The organism is Pedobacter xixiisoli (assembly GCF_900215335.1).
Classification (GTDB): Bacteria; Bacteroidota; Bacteroidia; order Sphingobacteriales; family Sphingobacteriaceae; genus Pedobacter; species Pedobacter xixiisoli.
Genome location: NZ_OCMT01000001.1, coordinates 1,259,882 through 1,273,879, shown reverse-complemented (window position 1 = coordinate 1,273,879; position 13,998 = coordinate 1,259,882). Strand labels below are relative to the sequence as shown.

The following is a 13,998-nucleotide window of genomic DNA, read 5'->3' as shown; positions in this document are numbered from 1 at the left end:
TTTCATACAAGGAATTATTCTAGCCAAAATTGCTAAAAACCTAGCGTACTTTCTCTTTTTAACTTAAAAAAGCTATGAAAAATATAGAATATTTAATCTACTTGCATTAAATTGCAATGCAAAATCATCTAAATCATTTATGCGCAAAACTCTATTTATCTTTCTTTTACTCATCCCTTTCTTTGCTAATTCCCAAGATTTTGAATTTGGGAAAATAACTAACGAAGAACTTTCTTTCGACAGAAATAAAATTGACAGCAATGCTAATGCTGTTTTTTTAAATGAACAGGGCAATTCGCGACTTTCTTTCGACTCGGAAACAGGACGGATGAAGTTGGTTTTTAATTACCACGCTCGCATCAAGTTGTTTAATAAAGAAGGATTTGATGCTGCCAACATCATTATTCCAATTTATAAAAATGGCTCAGGCAATGATGACCAAGAATACCTTTCGGGACTTAAGGCTTCTACTTTTAATGTTAAGAATGGCGTTTTAGAAGAAAGCGAGATGTCTAACAAGGCTTTGTTTAACGAGGAGAAATCTAAATATATCACTTTAGCCAAGTTTACCTTTCCCAACATCAGAGAACATTCTATCATCGAATATCAATACACCATTGAAAGTCCATATTTATTCAATTTTAGAACTTGGAATTTTCAATCAGATATTCCGAAATTAAACAGCACTTACGTTGCTTATATTCCTGCTAATTATAAGTACAATGTAACGTTGAGAGGTTTTTATAAGTTATCAGACAATAAAGCGGAGTTAAGTTCTGGCTGTTTACGCATTGCAGGGAAAGATATGGATTGCTCTAAGCTTACCTATAATATGAAAGATGTACCGGCTTTCTTGGAAGAAGATTACATGACGGCGCCTTCAAACTATAAGTCGGCAATTTATTTTGAGTTAGAAGAAGTACACTACTTAACAGGCTCTACCCAAAAATATACGAAGTCATGGAGAGATATTGATTATGAGCTGACTTCAAATAAAGACTTTGGGGGTCAGATGAAGCGAAAAGATGTTTTCAAAACGATTGTTCCAAATCTGATTGCAGGACACACAGATGAACTACAAAAAGCTAAAGCGATATTTGAGTACATCAAAAAACAAATAAAGTGGAACAACTATTATGGGAAATATAGTGAAACCAGCGTTAAAGAAGTGATAGAAAAGAGAAGCGGAAATGTAGCGGATATTAATTTTGCACTAATTTCTGCACTATCTGCAGCTAATTTTGATGTAGAAGCGGTAATGCTTTCTACTAGAGATAATGGCACGGTTAACAAGCTCTATCCTATCATCAGTGATTTTAATTATGTAGTAGCTAAGGTTAATATAGGAGAAAAAAGTTATCTGTTGGATGCCAGCGAACCTCTAGCTCCGTTTGGTTTGCTTCCATTGCGATGTATTAATGACCAAGGCAGGGTCATCAATTTGAAAAAACCATCGTATTGGATAGATATGAAGGCTGCAAAAAGAAGTTCTAGTACACACAGTTTAATTGGAAAGTTAACCGAAGATGGTAAGATCATTGGCACCATCACCACTGTTGGATCTGGATTTAACGCTTTGAACACCAGAAAGGAAATCAAAAAATATTCATCTATTGACGAATATGTAGAAAAATTGGATGAACGTTTGACCAACATTAAAATCAAGGATTTTAAAATTAGTAATCTCGACAGTGTAGAAAATGCATTGGTGGAAGCATATCAAGTGGAATTTACCATCGGCAATGCTGGACAAAACGATAATCACTTCAATCCATTCTTTATCAATCCGATAAGAAGGAATCCGTTTAAACTGAATGAAAGAAATTATCCGGTAGATTTAGGTTCGGCTAGTGAAGAACGAATTGCAATTAGCATTACATTGCCTGATAACTTTAAACTGAAAGAACAGCCGAAGGATGTTTCTATAGCACTGCCAAATCTCGGTGGAAGATATCTACTTCAAACCAACTTGTTAGATAAGAACTTAACAGTTAACCAACAGTTGTTGTTTAGCAAAGCCATTTATACTTCCGAAGAATATCATTATTTGAAAGAATTTTATAACCAAATCATCCAAGTTCAAAAAATGGATGTATTGTTTAGTAAATCAAACTAATGAAAAATTTTAGTTTATTATTTGCGCTACTGGGATTTACATTTTTGACTAAAGCTCAAAATTACGCCGTCGATCAAATTCCTGCTTCCTTAAAAAACAGAGCCCACGCCGTTGTGAGAGATAGCAAAACTGTTGTAGATATGCGTTCTGCCGATAATGTTCTGTTGAGCATTAACAAAGCCATAACCGTGCTTAATAAAAATGGTGAAAGACAAGCACAACTAGCATTATTTTACGATAAGAATATTTCTATAAAATCTGCCAAAGGCGAAATTTATGATGAATTTGGAAAACAGATGGGTAAGTTTTCGTTAAGTAATTTTAAAGACGAAAGCGCTGTAAATGACTTTTCCTTATTTGAGGATAGTAGGGTTAAATACTATATTCCACAGGTAAATAGTTATCCCTACACCATTGTATATACTTACGAAATTAGAAATAAGCAAAACCTAATTATCCCCGATTGGAGACCTATTGCTGGTTTTGATATTGCGGTAGAGAAAAGCAGTTATCAATTTATTTATAGTACTGCGGATGAAATTCGAGTATTTGCACAAAATTACAAAGGCAAAGCAGAAGAGGTTAATTCGGAAAAACAGAAAAGTATAATTTGGAAAGTCGAGGGAGTTAATGCTTTAAAACATGAACCCTATTCTCCAAATCCAGATACTTATTTTATGTCTATAAAAGTGGCTCCCAAAAATTTCAGCTATTATAATTTTAAAGGGAACTATACAGATTGGGAAGGTTTAGGGAAACTCAGTTACGATTATTTACTGAAAGATAGACGTGTTTTGCCCGTAGAAACAATTCAGTTTGTCAAAGATTTAGTAAAGGAAGAAACTACCGATAAAGCAAAAGCGAAAAAGATTTATGAATACTTCCAAAAAAAGATCCGTTACATTAGTGTACAGATAGGAATTGGAGGTTTTCAACCTATAAAAGCTGCTGAAGTTGATAGATTAGGCTATGGAGACTGTAAGGCTTTAGTGAATTATATGCAAGCTTTATTAGAAGCCGTGGGTATTGAATCTTACTATTGTGTGGTACAAGCAGGAGAACAAAAAACTGATTTATTGCCATCTTTTGCCAGTATGGAGCAAGGTAACCACATCATTTTATGCTTGCCACTTAATGGCGATATTACTTGGTTAGAGTGCACCAGTCAAGACGCCCCTTTTGGTTATTTAGGGTCTTTTACTGATGACAGATGGGTTTTAGCTTGTACCAAAGATGGTGGTAAATTGATGAAAACACCAAAGTTCGAAGCGTTAAATAGTCAACAGGTTCGTACTGCAGACTTGTCTCTATCTAAGGACGGAAAGGTTACGGGAAGCTTGCTTACCAAATTTGATGGTTCGCAATTCGACAATCATTACTTCTTAACCAAAAAATCTCCAGCGGAAAAGCAAAAACAGTTAAAATATCTTTACGACATTAATAACATAGAATTTACTTCAATAGATTTAGTGGCTGATAATGATGTTCCACGTTTTACCGAGAAATTATCTGTAACTATCGATAGTTACGCTACTGCAGGCAACGACAGAATCAGCTTTACGCCAAATGTATTTAATCTAAAACGTTCGGTACCATCAGTACGTAATAGAACCTTGCCATTGGAATTGAAACGTGGTTACACAGATATAGACAGTATTTCCTTTAAGTTGGATGAAAATATTATACCAGTATTTCTACCAAAAATAATGGAAGTAACGAGTAAGTTTGGAACCTACTTTGCCGAGATAAAAATGAAAGATGGCAAGTTGTTTTATTACCGAAAATTAGTGATGAAAGACGGTATTTTCGAACCTAGTGATTATGAAGGTTTCGAGAATTTTGTAAATGAAGTAGCGAGTAACGATAGAATTAGAATCACACTAGCAATGAAAGTGATTAAAAAATAAAAAGCAAAGATTAAAGACATCAACGCATCCTTATTCTTTGCTCTTTTATCCTTATTCAAAAGAAAATTATTTACTTACTTCCTTTTTCCATTTAATGGTACAGCCAATGGCTTTAGTTGATGTTAAGGCAGGCTTCTCTCCTTTTAATAATTGATTTACCGCATTTTGCACGTAGTTATCTCTTTGTGCATTTGCCTCTTGTTGGTCGTTGTCAATAGCGCCGATATAGGCTACTTCATTGCCTTTTGCTGTTTTTTGCAACACGAATACATGAGGTGTACGTTGTGCACCATATTTTTTAGTGTAAACGTGGTCTGGGTCTAATAAATAAGCAAAGCTGAAACCTTTTTCTTTCGCTCTTTCCTGCATTTTTTCATAAGTATCGCCAGGAGAAGCAACAGGGTCATTAGTATTTATTGCTACCACAGGATATCCTTTGACAGCGTACATTTTGCTTAGTGCTTCTACTCTAGTTTCGTAAGCCTTAGAAACTGGACAAGTATTACAAGTAAATACAACAATATAACCTTTAGCGTTCTTGTAGCTCGCTAAGGAAACGTTCTTTCCATCTACATTTTTTAAATTAAAATCTGATGCTAAATCGCCCACTTGGTAACCAATTTGAGCATTTACTGCAGTTGCCAATAATATGTTCAAACATGCTAATAATAACTTTTTCATATCGATAATTATTTAATTGATGAATTTTTATACCACCTTAGATACGTAAGAAAATAAAGACTAAAATGTACTAAGGTTGCTTAGGTGGTTCGCTTTTTTTATTTATGAGTTTCTACTGCTTTTAATAGTTCACTATATGTAAATGCTTGTTCGTAAAATGCTCGTACTTTTTTATCAGTGTTTAAAATTAAGGTTGCTGGCAATGCACCAGACCAATTTTTATCTACACGGTCAATGAATTTTTGTTGGTCTGTTTCGTTAACCACATAAACCTCCGATTTGATCTTATGCTTTGCCACAAAAGGTATCACATCTGTTTTTAGTTTAGATTTAAAATCTAAGCTCATCAGTATTACCTTAAAAGGTTTTTTTGCATTTTCATTATTCAGTCTTTCAAAATAAGGTAGTTCTTCTACACAAGGTCCACACCAAGTTGCCCAAAAATTAACCACATATGTAGTGTCTTTTCCTTTAGCTGCTCTTTGTTCTAATTCATTTAAAGTTAGTAATTTAACTTGTGCATTAACACTATGTCCTGCTAAAATCAATAGAATTGTTACGATACACTTTTGCATAGCTCTGATTACTTATTGAACTGATTTCCCTAATAATTCGTCCACTTCGTCTTCTACATATTTCATCGTAGGCACTCGCTTTTCGTCTGGTTCATTATCTATGTTACCGATATAAGTAACCAAATAACCTTCTTTAAGTTTCTTTAAAATAACTGCTTTTGGTGTTTGCTTAATTTCGAACAACCAAGTGTATTTGAATTTCTCATCCGCTAAGTAAGGAAAGCTAAACATCTTCTCTTCCGCTAATTTCTTCATAGCTAACATCGCATCATAAGGGTAATCTTTCTCATTATCGCCATAAGGACCAATTGCAACCACTGGAAAACCTTTCTTTTTGTAAGTTTCATGCAAAGCAGATACCCTTTTTTCGTAAGCAACACAATGGTCGCAGCTTGGCGTCATAAATACAACGATGGCACCCTTCAGTTTATGATTGTTGAGATTGTATACATCACCCTTAGTGCTGGTTAGCTGAATCGTATTAACGGTGTCTCCTACTTTTTTAACTTCTTGTGCATTAGTAGTTAATGTGAAAATTAGCAGAGCGATGATTATAAATAAAGATTGTCTCATTAGTTCAAGGTTCCAGTTTTAACAATAGCTCTTTGGTAAACAGGTAAGGTCAAATCATCTATAATTACTCCTCTAGTGGTAGATGCATGTACAAAAAAGCCGCTGTTTAAGTATACGCCAACATGGTCTACCTCGCGACCACCAAAGGCGAAGAATACTAAATCACCTTCCTTTAAATTATCTAAACTTCTTTTTTTGATAGCATCTGCTTGGTCTCTTGACCTACGAGGAAGTGATTTGCCATAGATGTCTCTTTGAAGCAAAAGCGCAAAGCCAGAGCAGTCGATACCGCTTTTGTCTAGTCCACCTAATTTATACCTAACGCCAGTCCAACTATTGATAAAACGATGAAGCGGTTTGCTTTTCAGGTTTGCCATCGCATCGGCAGCACGAGCAGCTTTGGTATCGCTGGTATGTCGTCTAGAACCGCAGGATGCGAGAATGGTTAATAATATTGTGAATGCCCATAATAAATAACTTCTTCTTACTGCCTGCATATCTAACTTCGTTTTTCTAAAAATTGTACGCAGCTACTCATAACCCGTAACTCGTAACCAATAACAAATTTAATTCTTTATCAATCTTTGAATCTCGTCTAGTTTTAATAACGCTTCTACCGGAGTTAGCGTATTTACATCTAAGTTATTCAGCGAATCACGGATTTTTACTAATACAGGGTCGTCAATAGCAAACATTTGTAATTGGTAAGCTTGGTTTTGAACCTTCTTGATACTATCCTTAATACTTTGTCCTTCGGTTCTATCAATCTCTAAACGTTTCAAAATTTCGTTAGCCCTACCAATCAGCCTAGATGGCATGCCCGCCATTTTTGCTACTTGAATACCGAAACTATGTTCGCTACCACCAGGAACTAACTTACGTAAAAAGATGATTTTGTTCTGTAATTCTTTACTGGTAACGTTAAAGTTCTTGATGCGACTCATGGTATTCTCCAAGTCGTTAAGTTCGTGGTAGTGCGTGGCGAACAAGGTTTTAGGTCTTGCCGTTGGATGCTCGTGCAGATACTCCGCAATAGCCCAAGCAATAGAAATACCATCATATGTACTCGTACCACGACCGATTTCATCCAATAAAATCAAGCTTCTGTCTGAAATATTGTTCAAGATACTAGCGGTTTCATTCATCTCAACCATGAACGTACTTTCTCCACTAGAAAGATTATCCGATGCACCTACCCTTGTGAAAATCTTATCTACAATACCAATCGTAGCCGATTTCGCTGGTACAAAACAACCCATTTGCGCCATCAAAACAATTAAAGCACTTTGGCGTAAAATTGCCGACTTACCCGACATATTGGGACCCGTAATCATCATGATTTGCTGCGTGTCGTTATCCAAATACACGTCGTTAGTAATGTATTCTTCCCCGACAGGCAAACGCTTCTCAATTACTGGGTGGCGACCACCTTTAATATCTAGCTCTTTTTTGTTGTTAAGTTCCGGTTTGGTGTAATAATTTTTAGTTGCCAATTGAGCAAAGCACAACAGAACGTCTAACTGAGCTACCAAATAGGCATTTAATTGTATCGGTTTAATGAAATGAGCCACTTGGTACATCAATTCATTATATAAACGAACCTCGATAGCTTGTATTTTTTCTTCGGCACCTAAAATTTGCTCTTCATATTCCTTTAGTTCAGGAGTAATGTATCGCTCTGCGTTAACCAAAGTTTGTTTACGAATCCAGCTTTCTGGAACTTTATCTTTATGCGTATGCGTAACTTCTAAATAGTAACCAAAAACATTGTTAAAAGATATTTTTAAAGATGGAATTCCAGTATTTTCTATCTCACGACGTTGAATTTCTACCAAAAACTCTTTGCCGCCAAAAGCAATTTTACGCAATCTGTCGAGTTCTTCATCAACGCCATCCGCAATTACATTTCCCTTTACCAATAAAGCTGGCGGGTCAGGTTGTAATTCTTTTTCTAGCTTATCTTTAATGGTATTGCAAGGATTTAACTGCGAAGCTAAAACCTCTAAATATGGGTTTTTACTTGCTTCGGCTAAACGTTTAATCTCTTCGGTATGCGTTAGAGCACGTTTTAGTTGCAACAATTCCCTCGGACCTGCCTTTTGTAGGCCAACCTTTGAAATCAAACGCTCTAAATCGCCGATGGGTTTAATGTGTTGCAATAGTTCATCGGCAAGCACTTCGTTTTTAACTAAGTAATCTACCATGCCCAAACGTTCCTGAATTGGCTTCAATTCCTTCAAAGGCATGATAATCCATTTGTGTAGCAGCCTTGCACCCATTGGTGTACAAGTTTCATCTAAAACCTCAAATAAGGTTACAGCATTATCGTTGGCCGAGCTTACCAGTTCCAAATTTCTAATAGTAAAACGGTCTAGCCACATGTATTTTTCTTCCTCTACACGAGAAATAGAAGTAATGTGTTGAAGATTTCTATGTTCAGTTTCGCCTAAGTAATAAAGTATTACACCAGCGGCCACAATACCTGCAGTCAGCTTGTCTACGCCAAATCCTTTTAGGGAATTAACCTCGAAATGTTTCGTTAAAACTTCCGTAGCGTAATCTTCTGTAAATGCCCAATCGTCTATATGAAAGGTGTAAAACTTATCTCCAAATAGGCTAGTGAAATCGCTGCGTTTACTTTTTTGGAAAACTACCTCTGTAGGTTTAAAGCTCTGTAGAAGCTTATCTATATACTCTGCGCTGCCTTGTGCTACCAGAAACTCTCCCGTAGAAATATCACAAAAGGCTACCCCCATCCCTGTTTTTTCAAAGTAAACAGCAGCAAGATAATTGTTAGATTTTTGGTTAAGGATATTGTCACTATACGCAACGCCAGGTGTAACCAACTCGGTAACTCCACGTTTTACGATAGTTTTGGTCATTTTTGGATCTTCCAGCTGGTCGCAAATCGCCACCCTTTGCCCTGCCCTAACCAATTTCGAAAGATAGTTTTCTAAAGAATGATGCGGAAAACCAGCCAATTCCAATGCCCCATTTGGCCCTGTACCACGCTTGGTTAAAACAATGCCCAGAATCTGGGCCGTTTTGATGGCATCCTCACCAAAAGTTTCGTAAAAATCTCCTACTCTAAATAACAATAACGCACCAGGATATTTCGCCTTAATGGTATTGTATTGCTGCATTAATGGGGTAACGGTTTCTTTTGCTTTGGCCAAAATCTTAAAAATTTACTAAACCGTAAAGATAGCATCTTGAGCCGTAGCCTTGAAGTTTTTGTTGAGAAATATTGGGACTTGGAGAGCTAAAAAGCAGTATATAGTATATTTAATTTTTCGAAAAGCAAAATACAAGCATTTATCAGCGTAAGTCCTGCTGTTCATTATAGCCCTCATTCTTCGGGGCTGCCATTTCCATCAGGTTTAGATAACTCGGGCTTGGGTAATAAATGAGAATATGAAAGACTTTGTGCCTTTAACGAAACTCTGTTCTTTCTTTACGTTATTTTTTTAACGCTAAGTTTTTAAGTATTATCAAAGAGAACAAAGAGAAATATTAAAATCCAAGTTAAAATAAGCTTTGTTGAGCCTCTTCTTTGCATGGTAAGCCTAAAAAATCAAAATCCTCTAAGAAAATATCGTATTGCTTTATTTTAGGATTGAATTTCCTTAAGACCAAATTAGCACAATTGAATTCAAGTTTGGCGTCAGCAAACATATTCAAGGCAATTTCCACATTCTCTTCGTTCATTTTCCGGCCAATAGACATATGTGGCGATTTGCTTTTGTATTGATTGGTAACGCCTAGATTTTTCTGCACTCTAACCATCAACTGCGTTAAAGGAACCTTAGTTTGCAAATTGGGTTTTAGATATACAGCGCCATTTGCATAACTATCTACGCCATCAAATACTAAATGATGTGGCTTTTCGCAACTAGCAATTTCTCTTAAATCGCTGATCACATCCTCTAATTCATCTATATCGGCAGTAAACTCGCAGATGGTAACGTGAGCCTTTGCGTTTCTGCTATTGTACCATCCTATTTTTTTATTCAATTGATTTTTTAAATCAGCTACGTAGTCAATTCCTTCTTTTGGAGGAAGGATTACTATAGAATATTGTTGTTTTGCTGATAATATCATCCCGCTAAAATACATAAAAGCTAACATTAATTTAACAATAGTGTGTAATCAAGCTTCTGCGTTATTTCAAAGGCAGATACTATTAACTATATTTGCCGAACATTAAAAACATAACATGGCAATTTTACATCGCAAAGAAGAAAAGATACAAGTAGTGTTAGGTAGGTTGCCTAAGAAATATACCCACGACGAGTTTGTAGAGATGTTTATCAAACTTTATTCTAAAGATTGGGGTAAGATTAAGTCAGCTTATATTAAACAAAACCAGGATAAAGAACCTGGAACCGTTGTTAATATGCCAAAGCCAGACCTTTATTTAAGACAAGTGCTAGATACTTACCTTGCTACAAAGGTAGCTGAACCAGTAATTGAGAAAGCCCCAGTTGCAGCTGAAGAACCTGTGGCTAAAAAAGCAAAAGCTGCACCGAAGAAGAAGGCTGAAGCAGAAGTTAAGCCGGCTAAAGAAGTAAAAGTAAAGGCAGTTGCTAAAAAGAAAGCCGAAACCGACGATGTTCCAGTTAAAGAGGTGAAAGTAAAAGCAGCTCCTAAAAAGAAAGTTACTGCTGAAAAAGCTCCAGCTAAGGCTAAAAAAGCAAAAACCACAGAAAGTTAAGTAATACTAAAATATCAAAATTATATTAGGTTCGAGGTTAATTCTCGGACCTTTTTTGTGAATTATGTTACCTAAGTATTTGATACTGAAAGTGGATAACTCTATACATGTGGACAAATAACATAAACTACTGATTTATAAGCTACGTTTATATATCAAACTAAAGTTTATAGTTATGGAAGCAACAGACAAAAAATGCGTCTATGTGTTGGAAGACAATGCCAACATTGCAGACATCATTGAGTTTTTGTTAGTGGAAGAACTCTATGAGGTTAAAGTGTGTAAAAATGCAAATGCCTTTTGGAAGGAAATGCAAGCGCACACACCAGATATGATTGTATTGGACGTTATCTTGCCAGATGCGAACGGACTTGATATCTGCACTAAATTGAAGAAAGACATTAGAACTCATCGCATCCCAGTGATGATGATGTCTGGAAATAACCACCTGAATAAGGTTAAATCAAAATGCGATGCAGACAGCTATATCAACAAGCCTTTTGATTTAAATGATTTTATGCAACGGGTTGATTATTATAGCCATATCGCATAGTTTCTTAATTGTCTTTAGCCACAGATACGCAGATTTATTTTAATCAACATAATAGAGAGAATTATCTGTGTATCTGTGGCTATTCTATTAAACCTTAAAAACTATCACCTTAAATTGTGACCGACGTTACTAAAATTCGTGCTAAACCTATTCATATTTGATTAACAATTTAAACCACATCAAATATGAAACAACGTGTGCCAATTTCCGAAATAATGACCAAGAATTTGGTTATAGCTCATGTTACCGATAGTTTAAAACATATCAGTACTTTACTTAAAGAGAATAATATCAAGCATTTGCCGGTTGTATCTGGAAGAAGCTTGGTAGGTGTCATCAGTAAAACTGATATTCTAAGGCTCAGCTTTGCAGATATTTACGAAGGTCAAGAGAATGTAGATGAAACGGTTTTCGAAATGCTAAGAACCGAACAGGTGATGGTTCATAATCCTACTACGGTAGATGTTCACGATACGGTAAAGGAAGTGGCAGATATGATGAGTAAGGTAGAATTTCATGCACTGCCAGTATTGGATGAAGGAAAAATTGTTGGGATTATCTCTACCACAGATTTAATTAAATACTTACTAGCACAGTATCACCATTAAAGTTTAGAAAAGTAATAATTAATTAAGGAAACAGACCGTCCACGCTAAAGTCTAAGCATAGCGTAGGCGGTTCTGTCGTTTCTTTTAAATTAAATCCTATTTATTTTAGGAGTGGGAATGTTGCTAAGCGCATTTGGTTCTCTAGTATCTAGAAATACCTGTTTGCTAGCAACCTCTTTTAAGGTTCCCTTAGGGTCTTGCTGCATTAATTTGTAATGATTTAAACCTTTGGCAGGTGCTTCATCATGAAAGATATAAAGCGCAGGTTCGTTGGCATTTGCAACGATTTCCTTTTCTCCAATTTTAACAAAATTGTGTTCGTCTTCGCTTCTGTAAATTAAGTATTTGCCATTTTTTACTTCAATGGTAGACCAACTTAAGATGGTTTGGTTAGACTGTACAATAATGTTGAAAGCAGCAATTTTAGTGGTTTTTTCATTGGGTAGTTTACCTTCGTTTGATGTTAACATGGTAGATTCTACTTTTAATTTATTCGAATGTTTACTTGGGGCAGCATTCAGAATTTGGGTTGTAGAACAAGTTAGAAGGATAATAAAAAGAGCGTTTTTCAGAGTGGTTGCAGATGTTTTTCTCATATGGATTAAAAAAATGTTTACTAGGCAAAAATAAATGACATAGAAAGGCGAAGCCAAACTGCATCAATTTTTCTAAGCATTTCAGGTTTAAATCTGAACTTAGAAATTAATTTTTAGAGCAAATAATTTTGGAGAGGTTAACTTGTAATCTTAACGCTATCAATTTAGCTTTTGATTACCGTTTGCTTAATCGGAATTTATACTGATAAATAAGGTTTTATCCATATAATTTTTTGAAATATCTATACCGGTTATATATAAGTAACCTAACTAAGGTATATCCCTAATCCAATTGTGAAATTAATTTTAAAAAAATGTCTTTGGCTTGTAGTTTCTCTTCAGTAAGCTCAAAGTTTAATTTGTGGAGCAGGTAATCTGAAATATCAATACCATCTATAGCTGGCAGTTGTGTAATTACCGTTGGTATGTTGGCAATACCCTTTGCTAAGGCGATATCAAATTCTTCTAAGAAAGCTTCAGAAACAGGTTTGTTTGCAACCCAAGCCGCATACATAAATGGAAGTCCAGTGAATTGCATCCACTCTTGCCCCATGTCATATACATAGTTGAAGTCTTCCTTACGCCCAAAAGTTCTATCACCAATTAAAACAATAGCATCTGTTTTTGCATATTGGTCGATGGTAAATTCTACTCCAACCTTAAAATGGTTCTTCAATAAAACTTTCGCCAAATTGTTGGAAGTACGAGATTGTGGATCTAACTTAACGGATTTAATCTCTTGTACGGGAACATCTGAAAAGATAAATACCGAGTTTACGGCACCAATAGAACCGATACAAAACGAACTAATAATTTGAGCGTTCGGTACGAAAGGAATGGCAGCAACAGGAATTAAGCCTATATCTACTTGATTTTCTATGAGTTTTTTAGCACAATCCGATGGGATGTCTAAACTTAGGTCTATTTGTTCTAATACTGGAGAGTGTTGTATACCGTAAATGAACGGCTTGGTATTGGTATAAGAAACGGCAGAAATTTTAATCTTCTCCAAAACGAATTATAATTGTTCTAAATGTGAGATGTTGTTGGAATCGAGTAGCGTAAATTTCTCCTCATCATATTGTAGGCGGTATAAAGTTGTATTCGAATGCGGAAATTCTTCCATATCACTAAAGGGCTTATTAAGTAACTGACATAATATTAAACGCATTGCTCTGCCATGCATACAAATAAGTACGATATTTTCATTGCTTTGGTTTTTAATATGTGTAATTGCCTTCGCCATACGTGCAGCCACTTCGTTAGGACTTTCGCCACCACCAAATTTAGCATCGTAATTACCCAATTGCCACTCTCTCACTACCGCCCTAAAAGCTTCTCTAGCCTCTTCTGTATTGGGTTTCCCCTCCCATTCTCCCCAAGCTAATTCATCTAAATCATCTAATTGCTCCCAAGGTAAACCTAAATCAATAAAGCCTTTAACTGTTTGATGTGTTCTAACTAAAGATGAAGTATATACCTTGTCAAACTTAACTGAATTGTACTTATTGAAAAACGCAGCTGCTTGTGCAATTCCAGTATCATTTAAATCGGCATTAACGCCTCTTCCTTGTACTATTCCTAATCTATTAAGTTCGGTTTCGCCGTGACGGATGATGTAAAGTTCTTTAGCCAAGATTTTAGGATTTTAGGTTTACAGGATTTAGTTAAAACT

The 13,998-nt window shown here is 35.7% G+C and carries 14 protein-coding genes; 5 read left to right on the top strand and 9 right to left on the bottom strand.

Annotation, left to right across the window (positions count from 1 at the left end; translation table 11 throughout):
• Nucleotides 1–139: 139 nt before the first annotated feature.
• Together CRO54_RS05010 and CRO54_RS05005 are read left to right on the top strand one after the other, a co-directional pair.
• Entirely contained in the window at nucleotides 140–2,116 is a 1,977-nt protein-coding gene (locus CRO54_RS05010) for a transglutaminase family protein (RefSeq protein ID WP_097129359.1), read from the top strand.
• Entirely contained in the window at nucleotides 2,116–4,023 is a 1,908-nt protein-coding gene (locus CRO54_RS05005; protein WP_097129358.1) for a DUF3857 domain-containing transglutaminase family protein, read from the top strand. The genes CRO54_RS05010 and CRO54_RS05005 overlap by 1 nt, the downstream gene beginning before the upstream one ends.
• 66 nt (nucleotides 4,024–4,089) lie before the next feature.
• On the opposite strand, the gene CRO54_RS05000 is transcribed toward CRO54_RS05005, so the two are convergent.
• The 6 genes from CRO54_RS05000 to CRO54_RS04975 all read right to left on the bottom strand — a co-directional run bounded on the left by CRO54_RS05000 (nucleotide 4,090) and on the right by CRO54_RS04975 (nucleotide 9,980).
• A complete protein-coding gene (locus CRO54_RS05000; protein WP_097129355.1) occupies nucleotides 4,090–4,704 on the bottom strand; it encodes a thioredoxin family protein in 615 nt (204 codons plus the stop codon).
• Between the two features lie 98 nt (nucleotides 4,705–4,802).
• The gene (locus CRO54_RS04995; protein ID WP_097129353.1) at nucleotides 4,803–5,279 is read right to left on the bottom strand and encodes a TlpA disulfide reductase family protein; all 477 of its coding nucleotides are present in this window, start codon (nucleotides 5,277–5,279) and stop codon (nucleotides 4,803–4,805) included.
• 12 nt (nucleotides 5,280–5,291) lie between these two features.
• A complete protein-coding gene (locus tag CRO54_RS04990; protein WP_097129351.1) occupies nucleotides 5,292–5,852 on the bottom strand; it encodes a redoxin domain-containing protein in 561 nt (186 codons plus the stop codon).
• Nucleotides 5,852–6,349, bottom strand: coding sequence for a C40 family peptidase (locus tag CRO54_RS04985; protein ID WP_097129349.1), 498 nt, complete (start codon nucleotides 6,347–6,349; stop codon nucleotides 5,852–5,854). The genes CRO54_RS04990 and CRO54_RS04985 overlap by 1 nt, the downstream gene beginning before the upstream one ends.
• Nucleotides 6,350–6,418: 69 nt before the next feature.
• Nucleotides 6,419–9,028, bottom strand: coding sequence for a DNA mismatch repair protein MutS (gene mutS / locus CRO54_RS04980; protein WP_097129347.1), 2,610 nt, complete (start codon nucleotides 9,026–9,028; stop codon nucleotides 6,419–6,421).
• Nucleotides 9,029–9,377: 349 nt separating this feature from the next.
• Nucleotides 9,378–9,980, bottom strand: coding sequence for a 2'-5' RNA ligase family protein (locus CRO54_RS04975; protein WP_097129345.1), 603 nt, complete (start codon nucleotides 9,978–9,980; stop codon nucleotides 9,378–9,380).
• Nucleotides 9,981–10,068: 88 nt separating this feature from the next.
• Here CRO54_RS04975 and CRO54_RS21115 point away from each other — a divergent pair, with 88 nt between their 5' ends.
• The 3 genes from CRO54_RS21115 (at nucleotide 10,069) to CRO54_RS04960 (ending at nucleotide 11,727) form a co-directional block, all read left to right on the top strand.
• A complete protein-coding gene (locus CRO54_RS21115; RefSeq protein WP_179747333.1) occupies nucleotides 10,069–10,566 on the top strand; it encodes a hypothetical protein in 498 nt (165 codons plus the stop codon).
• A gap of 175 nt (nucleotides 10,567–10,741) precedes the next feature.
• Entirely contained in the window at nucleotides 10,742–11,119 is a 378-nt protein-coding gene (locus CRO54_RS04965; protein ID WP_097129343.1) for a response regulator, read from the top strand.
• Nucleotides 11,120–11,304: 185 nt separating this feature from the next.
• Nucleotides 11,305–11,727, top strand: a complete 423-nt coding sequence (locus CRO54_RS04960) for a CBS domain-containing protein (RefSeq protein ID WP_097129341.1) — start codon at nucleotides 11,305–11,307, stop codon at nucleotides 11,725–11,727.
• An 89-nt stretch (nucleotides 11,728–11,816) separates the two neighbouring features.
• Here CRO54_RS04960 and CRO54_RS04955 read toward each other — a convergent pair whose 3' ends face one another.
• The 3 genes from CRO54_RS04955 to CRO54_RS04945 all read right to left on the bottom strand — a co-directional run bounded on the left by CRO54_RS04955 (nucleotide 11,817) and on the right by CRO54_RS04945 (nucleotide 13,959).
• The gene (locus CRO54_RS04955) at nucleotides 11,817–12,197 is read right to left on the bottom strand and encodes a hypothetical protein (RefSeq protein WP_138765749.1); all 381 of its coding nucleotides are present in this window, start codon (nucleotides 12,195–12,197) and stop codon (nucleotides 11,817–11,819) included.
• Nucleotides 12,198–12,606: 409 nt separating this feature from the next.
• The gene (locus CRO54_RS04950) at nucleotides 12,607–13,335 is read right to left on the bottom strand and encodes a menaquinone biosynthetic enzyme MqnA/MqnD family protein (protein ID WP_097129337.1); all 729 of its coding nucleotides are present in this window, start codon (nucleotides 13,333–13,335) and stop codon (nucleotides 12,607–12,609) included.
• 6 nt (nucleotides 13,336–13,341) lie between these two features.
• Nucleotides 13,342–13,959 carry a histidine phosphatase family protein gene (locus CRO54_RS04945; RefSeq protein WP_097129335.1) on the bottom strand — a complete coding sequence of 206 codons (618 nt, stop codon included), beginning with the start codon at nucleotides 13,957–13,959 and terminating at the stop codon, nucleotides 13,342–13,344.
• Nucleotides 13,960–13,998 lie beyond the last annotated feature (39 nt).

Coding starts and splice junctions, on each gene's coding strand:
- CRO54_RS04965 (WP_097129343.1), top strand. CDS start 10,742: ATGGAAGCAACAGACAAAAAATGCGTCTATGTGTTGGAAGACAATGCC.
- CRO54_RS04990 (WP_097129351.1), bottom strand. CDS start 5,852: ATGAGACAATCTTTATTTATAATCATCGCTCTGCTAATTTTCACATTA.
- CRO54_RS04995 (WP_097129353.1), bottom strand. CDS start 5,279: ATGCAAAAGTGTATCGTAACAATTCTATTGATTTTAGCAGGACATAGT.
- CRO54_RS05010 (WP_097129359.1), top strand. CDS start 140: ATGCGCAAAACTCTATTTATCTTTCTTTTACTCATCCCTTTCTTTGCT.
- CRO54_RS04955 (WP_138765749.1), bottom strand. CDS start 12,197: ATGTTAACATCAAACGAAGGTAAACTACCCAATGAAAAAACCACTAAA.
- CRO54_RS04960 (WP_097129341.1), top strand. CDS start 11,305: ATGAAACAACGTGTGCCAATTTCCGAAATAATGACCAAGAATTTGGTT.
- CRO54_RS05005 (WP_097129358.1), top strand. CDS start 2,116: ATGAAAAATTTTAGTTTATTATTTGCGCTACTGGGATTTACATTTTTG.
- CRO54_RS04985 (WP_097129349.1), bottom strand. CDS start 6,349: ATGCAGGCAGTAAGAAGAAGTTATTTATTATGGGCATTCACAATATTA.
- CRO54_RS21115 (WP_179747333.1), top strand. CDS start 10,069: ATGGCAATTTTACATCGCAAAGAAGAAAAGATACAAGTAGTGTTAGGT.
- CRO54_RS04975 (WP_097129345.1), bottom strand. CDS start 9,980: ATGTTAGCTTTTATGTATTTTAGCGGGATGATATTATCAGCAAAACAA.
- CRO54_RS05000 (WP_097129355.1), bottom strand. CDS start 4,704: ATGAAAAAGTTATTATTAGCATGTTTGAACATATTATTGGCAACTGCA.